At 72.1% G+C, this 20,187-nt stretch carries 24 protein-coding genes; 14 read left to right on the top strand and 10 right to left on the bottom strand.

What is annotated here, in order from left to right; all coding sequences use genetic code 11:
* Positions 1–20: 20 nt before the first annotated feature.
* Entirely contained in the window at positions 21–533 is a 513-nt protein-coding gene (locus ACH4TL_RS04150) for a hypothetical protein (RefSeq protein ID WP_398312465.1), read from the top strand.
* Between the two features lie 119 nt (positions 534–652).
* On the top strand, positions 653–1,033 hold the full coding sequence (locus ACH4TL_RS04145; protein ID WP_398312468.1) for a DUF1330 domain-containing protein: 381 nt from the start codon (positions 653–655) through the stop codon (positions 1,031–1,033).
* Here ACH4TL_RS04145 and ACH4TL_RS04140 read toward each other — a convergent pair.
* The 3 genes from ACH4TL_RS04140 to ACH4TL_RS04130 all read right to left on the bottom strand — a co-directional run bounded on the left by ACH4TL_RS04140 (position 1,015) and on the right by ACH4TL_RS04130 (position 4,526).
* Positions 1,015–2,874: a gamma-glutamyltransferase family protein gene (locus ACH4TL_RS04140; protein ID WP_398312471.1), complete on the bottom strand. Its 1,860-nt coding sequence runs from the start codon at positions 2,872–2,874 to the stop codon at positions 1,015–1,017. The two genes, ACH4TL_RS04145 and ACH4TL_RS04140, sit on opposite strands and share 19 nt — an antisense overlap.
* 86 nt (positions 2,875–2,960) lie before the next feature.
* Positions 2,961–3,836 (bottom strand): alpha/beta fold hydrolase, encoded by an 876-nt coding sequence (locus tag ACH4TL_RS04135; protein WP_398312473.1) that lies wholly within the window; start codon positions 3,834–3,836, stop codon positions 2,961–2,963.
* Positions 3,837–3,941: 105 nt separating this feature from the next.
* The gene (locus ACH4TL_RS04130; protein ID WP_398312481.1) at positions 3,942–4,526 is read right to left on the bottom strand and encodes a hypothetical protein; all 585 of its coding nucleotides are present in this window, start codon (positions 4,524–4,526) and stop codon (positions 3,942–3,944) included.
* Between the two features lie 54 nt (positions 4,527–4,580).
* On the opposite strand from ACH4TL_RS04130, the gene ACH4TL_RS04125 reads away from it, so the two are divergent.
* Positions 4,581–4,739, top strand: a complete 159-nt coding sequence (locus ACH4TL_RS04125) for a hypothetical protein (RefSeq protein ID WP_398312484.1) — start codon at positions 4,581–4,583, stop codon at positions 4,737–4,739.
* A complete protein-coding gene (locus ACH4TL_RS04120) occupies positions 4,736–5,128 on the top strand; it encodes a helix-turn-helix domain-containing protein (protein WP_398312487.1) in 393 nt (130 codons plus the stop codon). The genes ACH4TL_RS04125 and ACH4TL_RS04120 overlap by 4 nt, the downstream gene beginning before the upstream one ends.
* Positions 5,129–5,147: 19 nt before the next feature.
* Here ACH4TL_RS04120 and ACH4TL_RS04115 read toward each other — a convergent pair whose 3' ends face one another.
* The 5 genes from ACH4TL_RS04115 to ACH4TL_RS04095 all read right to left on the bottom strand — a co-directional run bounded on the left by ACH4TL_RS04115 (position 5,148) and on the right by ACH4TL_RS04095 (position 9,446).
* A complete protein-coding gene (locus ACH4TL_RS04115; protein WP_398312490.1) occupies positions 5,148–5,753 on the bottom strand; it encodes a ClpP family protease in 606 nt (201 codons plus the stop codon).
* 4 nt (positions 5,754–5,757) lie between these two features.
* Complete coding sequence (locus ACH4TL_RS04110; protein ID WP_398312493.1) at positions 5,758–6,411, bottom strand: ATP-dependent Clp protease proteolytic subunit; 654 nt, start codon at positions 6,409–6,411, stop codon at positions 5,758–5,760.
* Positions 6,412–6,545: 134 nt separating this feature from the next.
* Positions 6,546–7,367 carry an endo alpha-1,4 polygalactosaminidase gene (locus ACH4TL_RS04105; protein WP_398312496.1) on the bottom strand — a complete coding sequence of 274 codons (822 nt, stop codon included), beginning with the start codon at positions 7,365–7,367 and terminating at the stop codon, positions 6,546–6,548.
* Positions 7,364–8,266, bottom strand: coding sequence for a phosphorothioated DNA-binding restriction endonuclease (locus ACH4TL_RS04100; protein WP_398312499.1), 903 nt, complete (start codon positions 8,264–8,266; stop codon positions 7,364–7,366). The genes ACH4TL_RS04105 and ACH4TL_RS04100 overlap by 4 nt, the downstream gene beginning before the upstream one ends.
* 43 nt (positions 8,267–8,309) lie before the next feature.
* Positions 8,310–9,446 (bottom strand): substrate-binding domain-containing protein, encoded by a 1,137-nt coding sequence (locus ACH4TL_RS04095; RefSeq protein WP_398312501.1) that lies wholly within the window; start codon positions 9,444–9,446, stop codon positions 8,310–8,312.
* 329 nt (positions 9,447–9,775) lie between these two features.
* Here ACH4TL_RS04095 and ACH4TL_RS04090 point away from each other — a divergent pair, with 329 nt between their 5' ends.
* The 7 genes from ACH4TL_RS04090 (at position 9,776) to ACH4TL_RS04060 (ending at position 15,720) form a co-directional block, all read left to right on the top strand.
* Positions 9,776–12,355 (top strand): ATP-binding protein, encoded by a 2,580-nt coding sequence (locus ACH4TL_RS04090; RefSeq protein WP_398312503.1) that lies wholly within the window; start codon positions 9,776–9,778, stop codon positions 12,353–12,355.
* Positions 12,336–12,809 carry a roadblock/LC7 domain-containing protein gene (locus ACH4TL_RS04085; protein WP_398312506.1) on the top strand — a complete coding sequence of 158 codons (474 nt, stop codon included), beginning with the start codon at positions 12,336–12,338 and terminating at the stop codon, positions 12,807–12,809. Before ACH4TL_RS04090 ends, ACH4TL_RS04085 begins: the two co-directional genes overlap by 20 nt.
* A gap of 29 nt (positions 12,810–12,838) precedes the next feature.
* Entirely contained in the window at positions 12,839–13,294 is a 456-nt protein-coding gene (locus ACH4TL_RS04080; RefSeq protein WP_398312509.1) for a DUF742 domain-containing protein, read from the top strand.
* The gene (locus ACH4TL_RS04075; protein ID WP_398312512.1) at positions 13,242–13,862 is read left to right on the top strand and encodes a GTP-binding protein; all 621 of its coding nucleotides are present in this window, start codon (positions 13,242–13,244) and stop codon (positions 13,860–13,862) included. Before ACH4TL_RS04080 ends, ACH4TL_RS04075 begins: the two co-directional genes overlap by 53 nt.
* 57 nt (positions 13,863–13,919) lie before the next feature.
* Positions 13,920–14,468: an MBL fold metallo-hydrolase gene (locus tag ACH4TL_RS04070; protein ID WP_398312515.1), complete on the top strand. Its 549-nt coding sequence runs from the start codon at positions 13,920–13,922 to the stop codon at positions 14,466–14,468.
* A 109-nt stretch (positions 14,469–14,577) separates the two neighbouring features.
* Positions 14,578–15,081 carry a hypothetical protein gene (locus ACH4TL_RS04065; protein WP_398312518.1) on the top strand — a complete coding sequence of 168 codons (504 nt, stop codon included), beginning with the start codon at positions 14,578–14,580 and terminating at the stop codon, positions 15,079–15,081.
* Between the two features lie 180 nt (positions 15,082–15,261).
* A complete protein-coding gene (locus ACH4TL_RS04060) occupies positions 15,262–15,720 on the top strand; it encodes a DUF3515 domain-containing protein (RefSeq protein WP_398312521.1) in 459 nt (152 codons plus the stop codon).
* A 28-nt stretch (positions 15,721–15,748) separates the two neighbouring features.
* Here ACH4TL_RS04060 and ACH4TL_RS04055 read toward each other — a convergent pair whose 3' ends face one another.
* Positions 15,749–16,690, bottom strand: a complete 942-nt coding sequence (locus ACH4TL_RS04055) for an aldo/keto reductase (RefSeq protein ID WP_398312524.1) — start codon at positions 16,688–16,690, stop codon at positions 15,749–15,751.
* Positions 16,691–16,736: 46 nt separating this feature from the next.
* Between ACH4TL_RS04055 and ACH4TL_RS04050 the strand changes: the two genes are divergently transcribed.
* A complete protein-coding gene (locus tag ACH4TL_RS04050; protein WP_398312527.1) occupies positions 16,737–18,143 on the top strand; it encodes a PLP-dependent aminotransferase family protein in 1,407 nt (468 codons plus the stop codon).
* Positions 18,144–18,236: 93 nt separating this feature from the next.
* Positions 18,237–18,605: a hypothetical protein gene (locus ACH4TL_RS04045; protein WP_398312530.1), complete on the top strand. Its 369-nt coding sequence runs from the start codon at positions 18,237–18,239 to the stop codon at positions 18,603–18,605.
* Positions 18,606–18,664: 59 nt separating this feature from the next.
* Here ACH4TL_RS04045 and ACH4TL_RS04040 read toward each other — a convergent pair whose 3' ends face one another.
* A complete protein-coding gene (locus ACH4TL_RS04040) occupies positions 18,665–19,549 on the bottom strand; it encodes an alpha/beta fold hydrolase (RefSeq protein ID WP_398312533.1) in 885 nt (294 codons plus the stop codon).
* A gap of 85 nt (positions 19,550–19,634) precedes the next feature.
* Between ACH4TL_RS04040 and ACH4TL_RS04035 the strand changes: the two genes are divergently transcribed.
* Complete coding sequence (locus ACH4TL_RS04035; protein WP_398312536.1) at positions 19,635–20,162, top strand: CGNR zinc finger domain-containing protein; 528 nt, start codon at positions 19,635–19,637, stop codon at positions 20,160–20,162.
* The last annotated feature ends 25 nt before the right edge of the window (positions 20,163–20,187 follow it).

The raw sequence follows: 20,187 nt of genomic DNA, 5'->3' as shown, positions 1-20,187 counted from the left end.
CGGTCGTTAGGGTCGATGCCGTGTCCGCCGTCATAGCCGCCATGATCACTGCCGTCGTCGGTGTCCTCGGCACGCTCTTCGCGCCCCTGCTGCACCAGAGGTTGACGACGCGTCAGCGCGCGGAGGAGGCCCTCGCCGAGGACCGCCGCCGCGGTTTCCAGGAGCGCCGCGCCGCCTACACCGCCATGAACCGCGCCTCCCGCCAGTTCCACACCCTCCTCAAGGACGCGCTCCACCGCATCCGGGACGGCGTCTACGCGGACGACGACCGCGAGCGGCTGGAGGAGGCCCGGCGCGACTACCGGGACCAGTACGCCGAGGCGCAGATGATCGTCCCCGAACGCGTCCTCGCCGCGTCCCGCGACCTGAACACGGTCCTCGCCGGGATCGACGCGATGGCCAAGCGCATCGACCGGGGGCTGGCGAGGGAGGGCGAGACGGCCGCGGTCGCCCTGCTGGAACTGAAGGACGCCGAACCCCGGCTGTCGGCGCTGCGGCGCGTCATGCGGGAGGACCTGGGACTCACGGACTGAGACGGCGCCTCACGCGCCGCTTTACGTCCCGGGTAATCGACGGCTTCTCGGGGTCCGGGCGAGGGTGGTCCCACGTCGGCGGCACCACGACAGCCGCCACGAAGCCGCCGGGAGGAACCATGACCGCCTATGCCCTGGCCCATCTGCGAGGCCGCAGCCCGCACCCGGACATCGTCACGTACCTGGAGCGCATCCAGGCGACCCTCGATCCCTTCCACGGCCGCTTCGTCATCCATGGCGGCCCGGCGGAGGTGGTGGAGGGCGCGTGGCCGGGCAGCGTGGTCCTGATCGGGTTCCCGGATGTGGCGCGGGCCCGGGAGTGGTACGCGTCGCCCGCCTACCAGGACATCCTGTCGCTGCGGACGGACCACATCGACGGGGACGTGATCCTGGTGGAGGGTGTGGGCCCGGACTACGATCCGGTCGAACGCGCTGACAAGCTCCGCGCGGCGAACCCCCACGGGTACCGCGCGGACTTGGGTCAGCGGCCCACCGCGTAGCCCTGGGCGCCTCGGGGGTTGGCGCCGGCCAGCAGGACGCCTGTCTCCGGGTCGCGGGCCACCGCGCACAGCCGACCCTCCGACCACGGTTCGCCCACCGCCACGTCGTGGCCGCGCCGCCGTAGTTCGGCGACCGTCGGCTCGCCGATGCGGGACTCCACGACCACCCGTCCCGCCGTCATCGCGCGGGGGTGGAAGGAGCCGGGGAAGCTCTCCTGGTGCCAGTTGGGGGCGTCGATGGCGCCCTGGAGGTCGAGCCCGGAGCGTACGGCCGCGCCGCGCAGCGCGACGTGGAGGAAGAAGTGCACGCTCCACTGGTCCTGCTGGTCGCCGCCCGGGGTGCCGAAGGCGAGGACCGGGGTGTCGCCGCGCAGGGCGAGGGAGGGGGAGAGGGTGGTGCGCGGGCGGCGCCCCGGGGTCAGGGAGTTCGGCAGGCCGGGGTCCAGCCAGGCCATCTGGAGCCGGGTGCCGAGCGGGAAGCCGAGCGCGGGGATGACGGGGTTGGACTGGAGCCAGCCGCCGCTGGGGGTGGCGGCGACCATGTTGCCCCAGCGGTCGACGATGTCGAGGTGGCAGGTGTCGCCCCGGGTGACGCCGTCCGCGCCGACGTCCGCGCTGACGGCAGGTTCGCCGCCGGTGGTCGGCGCGCCGCCGACGGTCGGTTCCCCGCCGCCGGGCCCGGCGGCCGGGCCCGTGGCGCCGGACGCCGCGCGGGCGACGGCGGCCAGTGCCTGCTTGCTCAGCCGGGGTTCGCGGCCCCCGGGGTGCCCCGGGCGCAGCTCGTACGAGGCGTGCTCGCCCACCAGCGCCCGCCGCGCCTCCGCGTACGGGCGGGAGAGCAGATCCGCGAGCGGTACGTCGGCGGCGTCCCCGTACCACGCCTCCCGGTCGGCCATGGCCAGCTTGCTGCCCTCGATCAGGGTGTGCAGCAGCCCGGGCGTGCCCAGGTCGGCGGCGGCCAGCCCGTCGGGCAGCAGGGCGAGTTGCTGGAGGAAGGCCGGGCCCTGGCTCCACGGCCCGGCCTTGCACACGGTCCAGCCGTTCCAGGCGTACCGGGCGGGCTCCTCGTACGTGGCCTCGAAACCGGCGAGGTCGTCGCCGGTGAGCGTGCCCGCGTGGCGTTCCCCGGAGGAGTCCATCGCGGGCCGGGCCGCGGCGGCGGCCAGCTCCTCGGCGATGAAGCCCTCGCGCCACACCCGGCGGGCCGCGTCGATCTGCGCCTCCCGGCCCGGCCCGGCCGCCTCCGCCTCGGCGATGAGCCTCCGCCAGGTGGCGGCCAGCGCGGGGTTGGTGAGCAGCCGCCCGGGGGCGGGCGACCGCCCGCCCGGCAGATACAGCTCGGCGGAGGCCGTCCACTCCGTCTCGAACAGCTCCCGCACGGTCTCGACCGTCTCGCCGACCCGCTCGACGGCCGGATGGCCGTGCTCGGCGTACCCGATCGCGTAGCGCAGCACCTCGGCGAGGTGCCGCGTGCCGTGGTCGCGCAGCAGCAGCATCCAGGCGTCGAACGCGCCGGGGACGGCCGCGGCCAGCGGTCCTGTACCGGGCACCAGGTCGAGGCCGAGCCCGGTGTAGTGGTCGATGGTGGCCCCGGCGGGGGCCGGGCCCTGTCCGCACAGCACGGTGGGCGGGGAGCCCGCCGGGGCGAGGATGACCGGCACCTCACCCGCGGGACCGTTGAGATGCGGCTCGACGACGTGCAGTACGAACCCGGCGGCGACGGCCGCGTCGAAGGCGTTGCCGCCGTCCTCCAGGACGGCCATGGCGGACTGCGAGGCCAGCCAGTGCGTGGACGACACCATGCCGTACGTGCCCTGGAGGGTGGGCCGGGTGGTGAACATGCAGCTCCCTGGGGTGCGTGGACGAGCGCGGCCGAGGTGTGCCTCAGGATCGCGCACGGCGCGCGCACCGGTCCACGGTGCATCGGTCAGCCCCTCAGGGTGTGCCCCAGGATCGCGTCGGCGAGCGGCCCCAGCACCTGGCGCGGCAGGGCGTGGCCCATGCCGGGGATCTCCACCAGCCGGGCGCCGCCGATGACCTGGGCCAGATGCTGCGGATGCGGCAGCGGGAACACCGGCTCGGCGGTGGGCGCGAGGACGAGGACGGGCACCTCGTTCGCGGCCAGGGCGTCGGTGCGTACGAGCCCGGACTGATCGGCGCGGGCATGGGCGCCGGAGACGTCGTAGCGCCCGGCGTGCTCGACGATCCCGCGCTCCAGATCACGGAACCACTCGGCCTCGAAGGGGATCTGGTCCCCGTTCAGCAGCCTCCAGTGCCTGACCCGCCGGTCGAGATCGGCCTCCAGCCCGTGGTCCTCCACCGGCCGCGCCCACTCCTCAAGAATCCGCGGGTCCACCCCGGGCAGCTCCTCGACGGGGACGCGGCTCCCGTCGGGCGCGACGTACGGGGCGGTGCTGCACGCGGTGGTGCCGAGCAGCGTGGCGCTCAGCACCCGCTCCGGGTGGTCGGCGAGGACGAGTTGGGTGAGCATGCCGCCCAGCGACATCCCGACCAGATGCGCCCGCTCGACGCCCAGCCCGTCCAGCACCGCGACCACGTCGGTGGCCAGATCGGCGATCCGGTAGGGGGCTTGCTCGTAGGACCAGGTGGAGCGGCCGGTGTCGCGGTGGTCGTAGCGGATGACGCGATGGTGCTCGGCCAGCGCCTCCACCAGCGGCTCGGGCCACCCGAGCCCGGCGGCCTGCGCCCCCATGACCAGTAGCAGCGCCGGAGCGTCCGCGTCCCCGCGCGCTTGGGTCCACAGCCGCACTCCGGGCGCGGCCTCGATGTACGCGGTGTCCATGAGCGTGATCCCCTCGACGCGAGCGAGTAACTAAACGATACGTATCGTCTCGTCAATCGAACCGCGCGGTCAAGCGGTTTGTCGAGGGGGCGGGCCGGGCCGCCGTCAGCCCGTGGGCTTCGTGCGGACGAAGTGGTCCGGGGTGCCGGTGTTCCAGTTGAAGGCGAGGTTCTGGCCGTTGTTGCTGACCACGGCCCGGCCGGAGGCCGACTCGCCCTGGCAGGTGCTGGTGATCGCCAGGTCGGCGGTGATGGTTCCGGGGCAGGAGGAGCCGTTGTAGGAGAGCGTCCACGAGGTGCCGCTGACGGTCAGTACGGCCATGCCGTTCTGGCCCTGCGCGCCGTAGTACCAAGTGCCCTGCACGCTCGAAGCGGCGGCCGGACGGGTGGGGGAGGGCGGTGCGGTGCTGGTGCGCGGGGCGGCGGGAGTCGTGGCGGGGCGGGTCGAGGCCGGGCCGTCGGGGCGGGCACTGTCCGTACGGGGACGCTTCTCGGTCTTGTCCGTACGACTCGGGGTGGCGCTCGGGCCGCGGGTGGCGCTGGCGCTGGCGCTCGGGGACGAGGGCGTGGCGGCCGCCTTGTCGGAGGTGCCCGACGGTCCCGAACCCTTCTCGTCGTCGTTGCCGCAGCCGGTGAGAGTGAGCGCCAGAACCACGACAGCGGTGGCCGCGAGAGGAGTTGCTTTGTGCACGAGTAATTCCCGTTGATGACTTGATCATGTTCTGTTGGGGAGGGTGATCGTGGCATGCGGCGCACGAAAAGCGCCATGCTTTCCGGAAATGTTCTGGAGAAGAACTGCGGTGATATGCAGATGATTTCCGTCGGCCTCCGCCCCGGGATTTCGCCGCAGGCAGAGCGGATTCCGCTGACGGGCGGGCGCGGCGCTTCTACGCTGAGGGGATGAGCAGCCACGCGCCGAAACCAGCCCGCGTCATCCCCCTGCGCCCCGTCGTTCCCGCGGCCAAGGAGCCACTGTGGCGGGACGTCGTCGGCGATGTGCTGCGGCGGGAGCGGCTGGCGCAGCAGCGCACGCTGAAGGACGTCGCCGACGCGGCGCGGATCTCGATGCCGTACCTCTCCGAGCTGGAGCGGGGCCGCAAGGAGGCTTCGTCGGAAGTCCTCGCGGCCGCCGCTCGCGCCCTCGGTCTGGGGCTGGCCGATCTGCTCGCGCTCGCCCAGGGCGAGATCATCCGGCTGACGGCCGTGGGGGCGAGGGCGCGGCTGACCTCGCACCAGGGGCATCAGGGCCATCAGGGCCATCAGAGCGAGGCCCGGCTGCGGCTCGCGGCCTGACCCCGCCCCGCAACAGGCGTCAGGCGGCGCGTACCAGCCGCCTCGACAGCACCTCGTCGGCCAGCCCGTACGCCACCGCCTCCTCCGCCGTGAACACCTTGTCGCGGTCCATGTCCGCGCGCAGCGTGGCCACGTCGTGCGGGGTGTGACGGGACAGCACCTCCTCGACCTGGGCGCGGATGCGCAGCATCTCCTTGGCCTGGAGGCTGAGGTCGGACACCGTGCCGCGCGTCCCGCCGGTCGCGGGCTGGCCCAGCAGCACCCGGGAGTGTTCGAGGACGAACCGCCGCCCGTGATCGCCCCCGGCCAGCAGCACCGCCGCGGTCGAGGCCGCCTGGCCGACGCAGAACGTCGAGATGGGGGCGGTCACGAACGTCATCGTGTCGTAGATCGCCATGAGCGAGGTGTACGAGCCGCCCGGCGAGTTGATGTAGATCGCGATCTCCTGCTCGGGACTCGACGACTCCAGGTGGAGGAGTTGCGCGATGACGACGTTGGCGACGCCGTCGTCGATCTCCGTGCCCAGGAAGATGATGCGCTCCGACAGCAGCCGGCTGTAGATGTCGTACGCGCGCTCGCCCTGTGTGGTGCGCTCGACGACGGTCGGAATCGTGTACTGGCTCATGTCCTCAGATCCCCATCCGTCGCCGCGAACCGCCCGGGCGCACATCGCTCAGCGCCTCCACGACGCGGTCGACCATCCCGTACTCCTTCGCCTGCTCCGGCGTGAACCACCGGTCCCGGTCGCCGTCGCGGGAGATCGTCTCCCGGGTCTGGCCGGTGTGCTCGGCGGTGATGCGCTCGATGGCCTGCTTGGTGAACTCCAGGTTCTCGGCCTGGATCGCGATGTCGGCGGTCGTCCCGCCGATCCCGGCCGACGGCTGGTGCATCATGATCCGCGCGTTGGGCAGCGCGTACCGCTTGCCCGCCGCCCCGACCGTGAGCAGGAACTGCCCCATGCTCGCCGCGAACCCCATGACGAGGGTCGAGACGTCGTTGGGGATCAGCCGCATCGTGTCGTAGATCGCCAGCCCGGCGGTCACCGAGCCGCCGGGGCTGTTGATGTAGAGGCCGATGTCGGTGCGCGGATCCTCCGCCGACAGCAGGAGCAGCTGTGCGCAGACCCGGTTCGCGGACACCTCGTCGACCTGGGTGCCGAGGAAGACGATCCGCTGGGTGAGGAGCTGCGCGGCCAGGTGGTCGTCGAAGCGCGAGGGCGGCGTGTCGCCCTCCTCGGCGCGGGGGCTGAGGGCTGGGTCCCAGCCGGTGATGGGTGCGCGCATCGGGCCTCCCGTGGTGACCGTGGTGCTCCGCGGCGTACTTCGCCGCGGTCACTTCACTGTCGGTCCGGGACGGTCGCCGGGGGAGGTTTCTCTGCCCGCGGCAGATGCGCCGTCAGCAGAGGCGCGGCAGGAGTTCAGCACACCTCACGGACGTAACCGTCGTCGTCCGGGGTGGAAACATCCTGGTCACGGCGTACGACGGACAGCCGGTCACCGAAGCCGTCGCAGGCCCTCGCCATCCCCTCGTCCTCGTACTCGACGACGACCACCCGGTCCCGGTACGGCTTCGCGAACGCCCCGCACTCGTCGTACCGGCCGCACTCCTCCACGACCGCGAAGTCCAGCCCCGTCGCCGCGCGCCGCGAGGCCAGCGGCCCGGTGTTCTTCTGCGCGATCGCCAGCCCCAGGGCGTGGGCGCGCTTCGACAGCAGGGACACGTACGCGGTGGCCTGGTCCGCGGTCAGCAGGCCGGGCCAGCGGGTGAACGTGTCGAGGTTGTCGGGCTCGACGGCGTCGAAGCCCTTCTCGGCGCACTCCTCGAACCACGCCCCGACCCGCTCGGCCGCCTCCTCGCGCTTGGCGCGCGTGGTGATGTCGAGCACCGACTCCCCGTCCCATTCGGGGTCCTCGACGACCTTGCCCTTCGCGTCGTGGAGCAGCAGCCGGGACGGCCACTTCTCGTCCGGCTGGGTCTGGAAGGCGTTGACGTAGCAGACGTTGTAGAGGCCGGGCGCCGGATCGTCCGCGCGGTCGCGGCTCACGATCTCCACGCCCTTGGGCGGTGTGTACGCGCCACCGATCTGGTAGTCCCATGCGGCGCCCACCGGCGGGAGTTCGATGTCGGCGGTCTTCTTCGCCGGGGTGGAGGAGCCGCACGCGGACAGCGCCATGATGGCCAGGGCTAAGGCGAGGGCGGACCGCATGCGGGCGGTGGTGGACGATGTGAACACGCTCATGCCTCCTGCGACACCCGCGCCTTGCCGCGGAAGACCTGTTCCGTATGCCAGTCGACGTTCTCCGCCGCGACCTTGGCGCTGCCGCTCTGCGGCCCGAGAAGCGTACGGTCCACCAGGTCCAGCACCTGCGCCCGGGCCGCCTCACCGCGGCCGGTGAACTCCCGGGAGACGATGACGCGTCGGGTGCCGTCCAGGCCCAGCACCCCTCGGTCGAACAGCTTGTGGTGCAGGGAGCACAGGCACAGCGCGTTGGACAGATCGTCCGCGCCGCGGAAGGCCCACCACCGCACATGCGCGGCCTCGAGCCCCACCGGAACCCGGCCGATCGCGCCGTCGAACCCGCAGAAGGCGCACCGGTATTCGTAGGCGATCAGCACCTCCCGCCGCAGCTCGGCCGCGCGCCGCCGGTCGCGTGCCGTGACGGTCCTGCGGACCGCTCCGTCCGCCGCCTCCAGATCGAGCCCGACCGCGGCGGCGATGTCGGGGTGGAGCGAGGGCGGGAAGTGGGTGTCCAGCAGCAGATGCGCCAGCCGTCCCAGCAGCTCCGGCTCCGTGGACAGCGCGGACCGCAGCCCCGGCACGAGCCGCCCCTCCGCACCGCTCGCCCGCAACTGCCCCACGCCGGAACCGGGACTGGAGCCGCCGTCGGCCGTGCGCACCTCCCACACCCCGTCATTGGTGAGGTGGTGGAAGGGGTACGAGGGCGAGGTGTCGCGCGGAGGCCCGTAGTCCCGCAGCAGATCCTTCAGGTCCCGCTCGACGTCCGAGTAGCGGAGCGCCCGGTCGGGCCCCTGCTGGAACCGGCCGAGGGCGTACAGCATCAGCAGCGGCTTGTGCGGTGCGCGCACCCCGTTGCTGGTCCACTGCCGCAGATTGCCGACCCGCTCGATCCAGTCCATGTGACGGACTGTATGACGGGGGATGCCGCGCGGAGACGGCAGGTCACTTGCCCCAGATCTGCCGGTAGGCCTGCCGGTAGCCCTCCGAGTTCCACGACAGCGCGCCGCCGCTGTTGTCGGCGGTGGTGATGTGGACGGGGGCGACGTATCCGCTGGCGGGGCTGCCCGCGAAGGCGCGGTTGAACTCGTCGACGATCTGCCAGCCCTGTTCGGAGAGCGGCTCGGGCACGGTGGCGGCCTGGAACTGCCTGCTGTTGATGCGCTCGAAGGCCGACGGGTCGCCGTCACCGGCGCCGATGGTGTACGGGGCGCCGGCCCCGTCCTTGCCCGCGGCGCGCAGGGCGGGGGCGGTGTGCTCGAAGTACAGGTCGTTGATGGCGGCGGAGTAGGTCCACTTGTCGCCGTAGCGGGCGAGCAGCGAGCGAACGGCCCCGATGGCGCGGCGGTTGACGTCGGGTATCGGGATGTTCTGGTAGCTCAGCAGCTTGACGTCGGAGCAGGTGGCCAGCTCCTTCTTGATCAGGTCCGACTTGCGCTTCGCGAACGGCACCGTGCCGTCGGTGAACAGCACGACTCCCGCGTGGCCCTCCGACCGGGCGATCATCCAGTCGGCGCTGATCTTCGCGACGTCCTCGACCTTGGAGGTGATGTTGGTGAACAGTTCCGGCTTCTTGCTGGGCCCTGGGGCGTCGGCCGCGTGCCAGCCGATCACCGGAATCCCCTCCGCCTTGGCCTGTTTGGCCTCGTCCGCGACGGTCGCGGGGTCGAAGCCGCCGATGACGATGCCGTCCGGCTTGAGGTCGAGGGCCTGCTTGAAGGCGGACCGGATGCCGCTCGGCGTGCCCTGGCCGTTGATGGTGCGGGCGTTCCAGCCGACGATCTTGGCGGCCTCCTGGACGCCCTGGGCGACTCCGGCGGGCCCGGGGTTGGTGATGGTGTGGGGGATGAAGACGATGCTCTTCCCGTGACGGGCCTTCGGTCCGGTCGTAGGGCCCTTCCACGGGGTGTCCACGTCTTCGGCCTTCGCGACCGCCCGCTTGGCCTTGGCGAGGGTGGCGGGGCAGCCGGGCTTGGCCGGGCGCGGATGCGTGGCGGCGGTGCCGGATCCGGGTTCGCAGCCGGTGGTGGCCACGGCCAGGAGCGCGGCGGCTGTCAGGACCGACTTGCGGGTGGCGTGCACGGGTCTCCTCGCGGGGCACGGAAATGTTCGAGCCAGGGTGGGAAGACAGGTTACGGGTGACCGCGCCCCGCGGGGCAGCCCCCGGGGGCGAGCGGAAGGCAACGGGGCAGTGGCCCAAACCTGACAAGCGTGGATCTTCGGTAACCATTGCCGGTGGATGCCTTGCATGCGTGCGCACACACGGTAATGTTCACGGCCGGTTGGACGTGTGGCGCAAACTAGTCGCTCACATGGGCGCGAACGTCGCCGGCGTCACGCTCCCCGGTCGTCGGCGGTCGGCAACAACGACACCTCGGTCACCGCTCAGGAGCACATCGAAGGAGGCCCGGGTGTCTGTGGACACAGAGGACCCGCCACGCGAACCGGATCCGTCCGGGCGCGCCCCGCGGGAGCCCCGGTTCCGCTGGACGGCAGACTCCCGGAGATCGGACGCCCGCAGGGCGGACGCCCTGCTGCGCGCGGAGGCCGTCCTCGACCGGTGGCCGTTCCGGCGGAAGCTCAACGTCCTGGTGGTCGTGCCCCTCGTGGTCGTCGGCGTGCTGCTGGGCGCCGGCGCGTACGACCAGGTGCAGCAGGCCCGGGACGCCGACCGGACCGCGCAACTGGTGCGCGACAGCGAGCAGGTCACCCGGCTGATCAACGACGTCCAGGCCGAACACCGGCAGGCGCTGCTGCTGGTGGTGGAGCAGGGGGCGGCCGGGCCCGGCGCCGACCTGCCGTCGACCGTCGACTACCGCCGCACGCAGCGCGCCACCGACCGGCAGGTCAGCGCCGTGCGGTCCGCGTTCGGCGCGGGGCTGGCCAAGGAGGAGGACCGGGCCCTCGGTTACGTCCACAGCCTCGGCGTCCTGCGGGACAAGGTCGAGCGGGGTTCGGTGCCCGCCGCCGGTATCGACCCCGCGTACGCCAATGCCGTCGGCTACCTCATCGACGGCCTCGGGCTCGACCGCTACTCCGGCTCCTCGTCGTCCTCGGTGATCGAGCTGCTGGACACGGTGCTGCGCGCCGACGCCGCCCACGCGGCCTTCGAGAGCGGTGTGTTCTCGGCCCAGACCGAGGACGCCAACGCCCTCACCGAGTACACCCGCGCGGCCGGTGCCCACCGGGTCTACGAGGAGCAGACGGATCGTTTCGGCAGAATCGCGGAACCGGACCAGGTCCTGCGCCTGGAGGGCATCGAGCGCAGCGCCGAGGAGAACGGCTTCGACGCCAAGTTCGCGGAGCTCCAGATCGACCCGTCCTCCCTCCAGGGCCAGTCGCCGGACTCGCTGCGCAAGGCCATCGGCGCGGGCACCCGGCAGGCCGGGGACCGCCTCGCCATCACCCGCTCGCTGACCGGCCAGATCGCCGACCGGGCCGAAAGTCTCTCCCAGGACGCCCTGAACAAGGCCGTGGCCATGCTCGGCCTCGCCGTCCTCGGCTTCGCCGCCTGGCTGGGCTTCTCCTTCCTGGTCCGGCGCTCGGTCGTACGCCCCCTGGCGGCCCTGACCGGCGCCGCGCACCAGGTCGTCGAGGTGGCGGGCGAGGAACTGGCCCGCGTCGAGGACGACGACTCGCCCGACAGCGCCCCGCTGCGCCCGCGCCCGATCCCCGTCCCGGTGCGCGACGAGATCGGCGACCTGGCCGAGGCGTTCAACCAGGTGCAGGTCACCGCCGCGGCGCTGCTGGAGCGGCAGGTGCTCAGCCGCCGCAACGTCGGCGAGATGTTCGGCAACGTCGGACGCCGGGTCAGCAACCTCACCACCCGCCAGCTCACGCTGATCGACGCCGTCGAACGCGAGGAGCACGCCCCCGACGTGCTCGAACGGCTCTACCGCATCGACCACATCGCCGTACGCCTCCAGCGCAACGCCGACAGCCTGATGCTGCTCGCCGGAATCCGGGAAGCCGAGCTGGACGCCCAGCCGACCGCGCTCGCCAACGTCATCCGGGCCAGCCTCGGCCGCATCGAGGGCTTCCAGCGCGTCGCCCTGCGCTCCGAAACCGAGGTCACGGTCGCGCCCGACATCATCGGCGACCTGACGCTGATGGTCGCCGAACTGCTGGAGAACGCGGTCGCGTTCTCCCCGTCCGACACCCCCGTCGAGGTCGTCGTCCGCCCCGGCACCGACATCACCGCGGACGGCGGGGCGCTGATCGAGGTCATCGACCACGGGCTCGGCATGAGCGCGGAACGCCTCGAAGAGGAGAACGCCCGGCTCATCCGCCGCGAACGGCTCGACCTCGTCCCCACCAAGGTGCTCGGCCTGTTCGTCGTCGGAAGTCTCGCCCGGCGCTGGGGCATCCGGGCCACCCTGAGCCGTACGCCCGGCGGCGGGGTCACCGCCACGGTGTGGATTCCCGCCGCGCTGCTGATGGCGGTGCGCGCCGGGGACACGGCGGCGCCGTCGCCGGTGGTCACGGAGCTGGCCCGTACGCCGTCGCCCGGGCGCGGGCCGGGCGCTGGTTCCGCCGAACCCGCCGGGGCCACGCCGCTGCCCGTACGGACCCCCACTCCCAAGCCCGAATCGCGCGAGGCGCCCCCGGCGCAGCCCGGCGGCCTGCCGCGGCGCATCCCGAACCGCACGGGCGCGGAGCCCGCTGCCCCGGAGCCTTCCGCCGAGCGGGAACCATCCGCCGGGCAAAAACCGTCCCCCACCGGGGAGAAGCCGTCCGCCGCGCCCGGCTCCCGTCCGCTGCGGCGGCGGGTACGGGGCGCGACGCTCGACAAGACCACCCCCGCGGCCGACCGGGGTATCGCGGCCGTCCGCGCGCCCGCCGACGCCGACGCCGTCCGGTCGGAACTCGACGAGTTCGAGGCCGCCGTACGCAGGGCACAGCAGGACAGTGCCACCACCCCGACCGAACCCACGCCATTGCCGCATCAGCAACCCCGGAAGGAGTCGGGCAGTGACCACGCCGACAGGTAAGAGCGGTCCCGCTGGGCAGGAACCCACCGATCTGCGAGCAGCCGCGGCCGACTTCACCTGGCTGCTCGACCGGTTCGCCACCGACACCGCCGGTGTCGTCGACGCCATCGCCGTGTCCTCCGACGGCCTGCTGATCGCCGTTTCCGAGCTGCGCGAACAGGCCGACTCCGAGCGGCTCGCCGCCATCGTCTCCGGTGTCACGAGCCTCGCCGCCGGAGCCTCCGGCAACTACGGCCTCGGCGGCCTCAACAAGGTCATCATCGACCTGGAGGGCGGCCATGTGCTGGTGTCCGCCATCGGCTGCGGCGCGGTCCTCGGCGTGGTGACGTCGAAGGAGGCGAAGCTGGGCAACATCGCGTACGAGATGACCCTCTTCGCCAACCGGGCCGGGGCGGCCCTCACCCCGCAGCTCGTACTGGAGCTGAAGAAGAACGCCGGCACCCCCATCGGCTGACACATGCGCACATTCAGAAGGGGGGCGTGATGGAGACCGACGGCCCGGAACCACCCGAGACGCCGGAGGACGCGGACACCACGGAACGTGCGGCCGACGAGCCGACCGGCCGCGCCTCCGCGATCCGGCCGTTCCTGCTGACCGCCGGACGCGTGGCGGGCGGCGGCACCGCGCCCCCGCTCCCGGTCGAGGCCCAGGTCGTGGCGACGTCGGACGGACTCTCCGCCCTGCGCGCGCTCGCCTTCGAACGCCACGACATCGTCGCCGCCTGCCGACGCCCGCAGTCGGTGGCGGAACTGGCCGCCCGGCTCCGACTGCACCTCAACGTGGTGCGGGTCCTGGCGGAGGACCTGTGCACCGCCGGACACCTGGCGGTCCACGTGCCGGACGCCAGGACAGTCCAGGACATCTCCGTACTGCGAAGGGTTATCGATGGTCTCCGTGCCGTCCCCGACTCACGGGGCACACTCCGCGACAGCAGCTGAAGCCGAACAACCACCGCTGCCGGTCAAGCTGGTCATCGCGGGCGGCTTCGGAGTGGGCAAGACCACGGCCGTGGGCGCGATCTCCGAGATCCGCCCGCTGACCACGGAGGCCGCCATCACGGAGGTCGCGGCGGGCGTGGACGACCTCACCCACACCCCCGGCAAGACCACCACCACGGTCGCCATGGACTTCGGCGTCCTCACCATCGACCCGACCCTCAAGCTCTACCTGTTCGGCACCCCCGGCCAGGACCGGTTCGGCTTCATGTGGGACGACGTGGTCGAAGGCGCCCTGGGCGGCCTCGTCATCGTGGACACCCGCCGCCTGGACGACTGCTACGCGGCCGTCGACTACTTCGAGCACAAGGACATCCCCTTCGCCGTCGCCGTCAACGCCTTCGACGGCGAGGTCCAGCACGACCTGGACGAGGTCCGCTGGGCCCTCGACGTCTCCGACCACATCCCGCTCACCGTCTTCGACGCCCGCGAGACGGGCTCGGTGCGCGACGCGCTGCTGGTCGTCCTGGACGTGGCCCTGGCCAGAGCGAAGTCGGCCGAACCGGCCTGACCGCTTGTAGACCGGACCCCTGCTCACCGCCGGGGAACGGCGCTAGGGTCCCGTGCCATGCGACTGGCCGTTCTCGGCGGCTGCGGCGCCTGGCCCACCGCCGACCAGGCATGCAGCGGCTACCTCGTCGACCACGCGGGATTCCGCCTGCTGATCGACCCCGGATACGCCACGCTGCCGCGCCTGCTCCGGCACGGCACCGTCGACGCGGTCGACGCCGTGCTGATCAGTCACGGCCACCCCGACCACTGCGCCGACCTCAACCCCCTGTTGCGCGCCCGGGGTCTGAGCGACGACCCGCCGCCGCCCCTGCCCGTCCACGCCCCGCACGGAGCGGTCGACGCCGTCCTCGCACTCGACAAACCACGCATGCTCGCCAATGCCTACCGCCTCCACGAGTTCACGCCCGGCGACCGTTTCGACATCGGCCCCTACACCGTCGACACCTGGCTGGCCGGTCACTACGCCCATCAGGCGGGCGCCGCCCGGCTCATGCTCACCCACCTCTGGCCGGGGACCGCCCCCGCGGCCGCCCGGGAAGCGGCGGCGGAGACCTTCGCGCACCCCATCGCCATCGCCGCGCCCGGCGTCGTCACCCACCTGTGAACGCGGCGCCCCGGTCCAGGCCTCGACAAGACGATCTCGTGGCCGTCGTTGCCATTCGCCTCTGGCTCGCTCTCGTCACCCGCCTGACAGCCCTTTACGATGTTTGATCATGTTCATTCCGCCCAACGCACTCAGCGGCTCCCGTCGTCACCGCCTCATCGTGGGAGGGATGCTGACGTCCTTCATGGCTCTGATGGGGGTGACACTTTCCATCGTGGCCGCGAACACCACCGACAGCCCTCTGCCCATGAGCGGCTTCGCCGCAGTCGCACTTTCGGCCTTCGCGATCGCCTGGTGGTGCGCCCGCTACTGGTACGCGGCTCTCCGGGGGACCCCTGAACCCCAAGAGTCGTGGCCATGGCTCCTGCTTCCGCTCGTATTCGTCGCGATCTTCGTCGTCTCCGGCATCGGCGCGCTGCAGGACGGGAAGCAGTCGGCGGCTATTTTCATGCCGGTGATGGCCGTCCTGTTCTCCTTGCCGTTGGCCGCAGGGTGGCTAGCGGGCCTGATGGTTCATCGCAAAGACCGTTCCGGCAGGCGGCAGGGACCTGCCCCGGTCCAGAACACCCCCGAGCCGCAACGGCCGTACCGGGCCTGGGGACCGATCGACTGAGGACCGGACCGTGTCCTGACGATGCCCGCGGCGTCGAGCCGGCCGTACGCCCGGGAGCCCGCGGTCCCCGCCACAGGGTGGAGCGCGGCGTGAGGGTAAGGTGCGAGTCAGGTGTCGAGGGAATAAGTGGGTCCGATGCGGTTCAGGTCATGGAGCAAAAAGGCCCGCCTCATCTCCGGGGTGTGCGTCGCGGCGGCCATCGCGGCCGCGGTCGCCTCGTATTTCCTGTTCTTTTCGAAGGAATCCGTCGAGCCCGGCCCCTACGCCGACAATCCGAAATGCGCGGATGTCATTTCCCGGGCGCCTGAGACCGTTCTCTCGAAACACCGCGACGACATCACCGGAAAGGGCGCCGCGGCCTGGGGCGACGGCTCGGTCGTCCTGCGGTGCGGGGTCACCCCGCTGAGGCCGACGACCAACCTGTGCGTCAACGTCGACGGCGTCGACTGGGTGCTCGACGAGAAGCGGGCGCAGAAGGACGGGGTGCAGGCCCTGACGACGTACGGCCGCGATCCCGCCGTAGAAATCACCGTCCAGGGCGACGGCCCCCAGGCCGGAGACGCCTTGGTCGACATGAGCCGGGCCGTGCGCGGAATTCCTCAGACGTCGAAATGCCTCTCCTTGAGCGACACGCTCTGAGTTCTCGGCTGGTGCCTTTCGGCGGGTGTCACACCACCGAATCCAGGCGTTCGCGCTGCTCCGCGGTCAGCTCCAGCGACACCCCCGCGAACGCCTCCTCCAGCTGCTCGGCCGTGCTGACGCCGACGATCGGCGTGGCGGCCGGGCGTCCGCCGGTCAGCCACGCCAGCACCACCCGGTTGCGGTCCGTGCCGGTCTCGGCGGCGATCTCGTCGAGGACCGCGAGGCGGGCGGCGGTGCCGGGGTGGTCGTACTCCTGCGGAAGCGGCCGGTCCATGCGGGTGTAGCGGCCGCTCAGCAGCGGGGTGTAAGCCCATAGCGCGAGGTCCTGGTGATGCTCCAGGTAGTGGATCACCTCGTCGGTGACCGCGGCGAACCGGTGCGAGAGGAGGGGCTGGGCCCCGGGGCGGGGGCGCAGATACGTGTGGTGCTGCTGCACCGCCGTGAACCCCGCGCCGCCGCGCGCCCGCGCGATCTGCCGGGCCCGTTCCAGCTGCCAGACGGGGTAGTTGGAGCAGCCGAGGCGGCCGACCGTCCCCGCGGCGACCAGCTCGCCGAAGGCGGTCACCGTCTCCTCCAGCGGTGTGGCCTCATCGGGCTTGTGCGCCCAGTACAGCTCGACGTGATCCGTACCGAGGCGCCGGAGACTGCCCTCGATCCCGCGCTTGATCACCCCGGCCGCCAGACCCTCGGCCGTCTCCGGGAAGCGTCCGGGCTCGGTCGGCTCGCAGCCCACCTTGGTGCTGATCTTCACGCGGTCACGGACGCCCGGGCGGCGCGCCAGCCAGTGCCCGAGCAACGTCTCGCTCTGCCCGCCGAAGCCGGTCGGGTCCGCCCAGAACGCGTAGCAGTCGGCGGTGTCGATCCAGACGCCTCCGGCGTCCACGAAACGGTCCAGGATCGCAAACGATCGACGTTCGTCCAGAACCGTGCCGAACAGCATGGCGCCCAGCGCCAGATTGGTCGTCATGCCGATCACGGTAGGCGGATTCGGATCGGCGGTACGCTCCAATCTTGTGGCGATTCCCCGGACCAATTCCGCGTGGGCGACGCTCCTGGAGATCGGCGCTCCGGGGCCTGACCGCCGACGTCTCCGCGACCGCCTCGCCCGCGCGCTGCGCACCGCCATACGGGACGGCAGGCTCGCGGAGGGCGCCGCCGTGCCGCCGAGCCGGGCGCTCGCCGAGGAGCTGGGCTGCTCCCGCTGGGTCGTGACGGAGGCGTACGGGCAGCTCGTCGCGGAGGGCTACCTCGCCGCCCGGACGGGTTCCGCCACCCGCGTCTCGTGGTCACCGGACACCGCACCGCCGCGGCCCCGCGCCCGGCCCGTACCGGCGCCGCCACCGGTCCGGTACGACCTCGCGCCCGGCCTGCCCGACCTGCGGGCGTTCCCGCGCCGCCGCTGGGCGGAGGCCGTCCGGGCGGTCACCGGCTCGGCCGTCCACTACGACCTCGGCCTGCCCGACCCCGCCGGGCACCCGGACCTGCGTACCACCGTCGCGCAGTATGTGCGGCGCTCACGCGGCGCGGACGCCCACGCCGCGGCCGTGACCGTGTGCGCGGGAGTCACCGACGGCCTGGTCCGCACCTGCCGGGCGCTGCGCGCCCAGGGGATCACCGACCTGGCCGTGGAACACCCCGGCTGGGAGCGGCTGCGCACCGCCGCGGCCAGCACCGGCCTGCGCCCGCACCCGGTGCCCGTGGACCACGACGGCCTCCGCGTCGACGCCCTCGCCCGCACCCCGGCCCGGGCCGTCGTCGTCGGCGCTGCGCACCAGTTCCCCACCGGCACGGTGCTGTCCCCGGCCCGCCGGGCCCGGCTGGTGCGCTGGGCCCGCGAGGTGGACGGCTACGTCATCGAGGACGACTACGACGCCGAGTTCCGCTACGACCGCCACCCGGTCGCCGTCATGCAGGGCATGGATCCCGGCCGGGTCTTTCTCCTCGGCACGGTCAGCAAGACGCTGTCCCCGGCCCTCGGTCTGGGCTGGCTGGTCGCGCCCACCGCGCTGACCCCGGCGCTCCGCGCGGCGAACCCCGTGGCCGCCGCGCCCCCGGTCCTCGACCAGCTCGCCCTCGCCACCTTCATCGACCGCGGCTGGTACGACGCCCACCTGCGCGCGGCCCGCCGCCGCTTCCGTACCCGCCGCGACATGCTGATCCGCACGCTCGTCACCCAGCTGCCGGAGGCCCGCGTCTCCGGCACGGCCGCCGGGCTGCACATCCTGCTGCACCTGCCGGACGGCACCGAGGTGCGGGAAGCGGTCCGCACCGCGGCCGCCGCCGGGCTGCGCGTGGCGGACCTGGACGACTACCGCGTGGAGGATGCGGCGGACCGCGCGCTCGTCCTCGGATACGGCAACATCAGCGATACGGAGATCCCGGCGGCCGTAGCGCTCCTGCGCGAAGCGCTGGCGGCGTAGCGCCGTCGACGGCTCCTCAACCGTGCGCTCTAGCATCTGCGGAGAGATCACTGCTACGTGGTCATGCCAAACAGAACAGAGAGAGCAACGCGCATGCACAAGTCCATACGCCGGGCCCTGATCGCCGCCCCCCTTTCCGCCGCCGCTTCCCTCGGCCTCGTCCTGACGATCGGCGCGGGCACGAGCTGGGCCGACACGAGCCAGCGGTACGCCCAGGGCTCCCTGTCGTACAACTCCTTCACCGACACCATCACGGTCAAGGACCTGAAGGCGGACGGCCGCACCTTCGCCGTCAGCCTCTTCGGTCCCGCCTCGGACAACGTCCGCGTGTGCAAGGTGGGCGGCAAGGGCAAGTCCAAGACCTGCGACTTCAACTTCAACAGCGGTCGGCTGAACGTCCTGGTCTTCAGCGAGCGGGGCAGCCAGCACTGGGACATCGACAAGTTCCACATGGACGCCTGACCCACGGCCCCACAGCCCCGGGCCGTCGCGGCGGCCCGGGGCCCGGCGGCCCGGGGGCGTCACCCGAGGGGCGCGTGTTCGCCGTACGCCCGCTCGCGGAAGGCGAGGATCGCCTGTGCGACCTCGTCGAGATGCGTTTCCAGGAGGAAATGCCCGCCGTCGAGGAGCAGGATCTCGGCATCGGGCGCGTCACGGCGGAACGCCTCCGCCCCCGCGGGACCGAAGATCTCGTCGTTACGGCCCCAGACCGCGAGAACCGGAACGCGGCGGGAGCGCAGCCAGTCCTGCACGGCCGGGTACAGGTCGCGGTTGGTGGCGTAGTCGCCGAACAGGGCGAGCTGCGCACGGTCCACACCCGGACGGGCCAGCAGGGCCAGGTCGTGCTCCCAGGCATCGGGGTCGACCAGGGTGCGGTCGGCCACCCCGTGGGTGTACTGCCACTCGACGGCCTCGCGCCCGAGGGCGGGCCGCAGTCGCTCCTCGTTCTCGGCGCTTCGATCGGCTCCGTAGGCCCAGATCGGCGCCCAGAATTCGGGTACGAACCCTTCCTCGTAGGCGTTGCCGTTCTGCGAGACGACCGCGACCACGGCATCCGGATCCGCCAGCGCGAGTCGCCAGCCGATGGGCGCCCCGTAGTCCTGGACGTAGATCGCGTAGCGGTCGACGTCGATCGTGGCCAGAAAGCGGCGGGTGACCTCGGCGAGCGCGTCGAACGTATAGGGGAACTCCCCGACCCTCGGCGCCGACGACCTCCCGAAGCCGATGTGGTCGGGCGCGATCACCCGGTAGGGCCCGGCGAGGGCCGGGATGAAGTGACGGAACATGTGCGAGCTGGTCGGGTACCCGTGCAGCAGCACCAGCACGGGAGCATCCGCCGGACCGGCCTCCCGGTAGAAGACCGTCAGCCCGTCGACCTCGACGGTGCGGTGATGAACGGCGACCATGGCAATAACCCCTTAAATGAATTTAACTGGTTAGGCTATGGTGAGTGTTCGTGGCCTGGGGTGTGTTTGTCAAGGAGGAGCCGGGATGGTCGAGGGTGAGGAGCTGCTGCTCGCGGTGCTCAACAGCGCTCCGGTGATCGACGGCACGCCCACGGACGCGCTGGAGCGGCCAGACGAAGCGTCGCGCTGGCTCCGCGCACTGGGAGGGCTCGGAACGGCAGCCGAGCGCGAGGCGGTGCGCGCCGTGCGCGACACCCTGCACCGGCTGATCCGCGGGGCCACCACCGACCTGGATGCCCTCGACGCCGTCCTGCGACAGACCTGCTCGCGCCCCACGGCCACGAACGAGGGCGTTCAGTGGCAGCTCGAAGCCGCGCCCGATCAAAAACTGGCCGCCCGCGTCGTCCTCGCGTGGTCGACGGTCCGTGAAGAGCTACCGGGACGCCTGCGGCCATGCGCGAACGAGGCATGCAATCTGTTCCTGGTCGACCACAGCCGCCCCGGTACGGCCCGCTGGTGCTCCATGGCTACCTGCGGCAACCGAATAAAGGCCCGCAACCACGCCCGAAGGCAACGCACCGGCGCCCCGGTCCTCCCGGCCGATCCGAGCTGACCCCGGCCCCGGCTGCGGCCGACGG

It is taken from the genome of Streptomyces sp. NPDC021115, assembly GCF_044333065.1.
In the GTDB taxonomy this organism is placed as follows: Bacteria; Actinomycetota; Actinomycetes; order Streptomycetales; family Streptomycetaceae; genus Streptomyces.
This window is presented reverse-complemented; position numbering and strand designations above follow the sequence as displayed.

Excerpts from the sequence above, each read along its gene's own strand:
- ACH4TL_RS04140 (WP_398312471.1), bottom strand. The coding sequence starts at position 2,874 with ATGTTCACCACCCGGCCCACCCTCCAGGGCACGTACGGCATGGTGTCG.
- ACH4TL_RS04065 (WP_398312518.1), top strand. The coding sequence starts at position 14,578 with ATGTTCATTCCGCCCAACGCACTCAGCGGCTCCCGTCGTCACCGCCTC.
- ACH4TL_RS04080 (WP_398312509.1), top strand. The coding sequence starts at position 12,839 with ATGGAGACCGACGGCCCGGAACCACCCGAGACGCCGGAGGACGCGGAC.
- ACH4TL_RS04135 (WP_398312473.1), bottom strand. The coding sequence starts at position 3,836 with ATGGACACCGCGTACATCGAGGCCGCGCCCGGAGTGCGGCTGTGGACC.
- ACH4TL_RS04040 (WP_398312533.1), bottom strand. The coding sequence starts at position 19,549 with ATGGTCGCCGTTCATCACCGCACCGTCGAGGTCGACGGGCTGACGGTC.
- ACH4TL_RS04145 (WP_398312468.1), top strand. The coding sequence starts at position 653 with ATGACCGCCTATGCCCTGGCCCATCTGCGAGGCCGCAGCCCGCACCCG.
- ACH4TL_RS04100 (WP_398312499.1), bottom strand. The coding sequence starts at position 8,266 with ATGGACTGGATCGAGCGGGTCGGCAATCTGCGGCAGTGGACCAGCAAC.
- ACH4TL_RS04120 (WP_398312487.1), top strand. The coding sequence starts at position 4,736 with ATGAGCAGCCACGCGCCGAAACCAGCCCGCGTCATCCCCCTGCGCCCC.
- ACH4TL_RS04110 (WP_398312493.1), bottom strand. The coding sequence starts at position 6,411 with ATGCGCGCACCCATCACCGGCTGGGACCCAGCCCTCAGCCCCCGCGCC.
- ACH4TL_RS04125 (WP_398312484.1), top strand. The coding sequence starts at position 4,581 with ATGCGGCGCACGAAAAGCGCCATGCTTTCCGGAAATGTTCTGGAGAAG.
- ACH4TL_RS04115 (WP_398312490.1), bottom strand. The coding sequence starts at position 5,753 with ATGAGCCAGTACACGATTCCGACCGTCGTCGAGCGCACCACACAGGGC.
- ACH4TL_RS04075 (WP_398312512.1), top strand. The coding sequence starts at position 13,242 with ATGGTCTCCGTGCCGTCCCCGACTCACGGGGCACACTCCGCGACAGCA.
- ACH4TL_RS04045 (WP_398312530.1), top strand. The coding sequence starts at position 18,237 with ATGCACAAGTCCATACGCCGGGCCCTGATCGCCGCCCCCCTTTCCGCC.
- ACH4TL_RS04035 (WP_398312536.1), top strand. The coding sequence starts at position 19,635 with ATGGTCGAGGGTGAGGAGCTGCTGCTCGCGGTGCTCAACAGCGCTCCG.
- ACH4TL_RS04055 (WP_398312524.1), bottom strand. The coding sequence starts at position 16,690 with ATGACGACCAATCTGGCGCTGGGCGCCATGCTGTTCGGCACGGTTCTG.
- ACH4TL_RS04070 (WP_398312515.1), top strand. The coding sequence starts at position 13,920 with ATGCGACTGGCCGTTCTCGGCGGCTGCGGCGCCTGGCCCACCGCCGAC.
- ACH4TL_RS04105 (WP_398312496.1), bottom strand. The coding sequence starts at position 7,367 with ATGAGCGTGTTCACATCGTCCACCACCGCCCGCATGCGGTCCGCCCTC.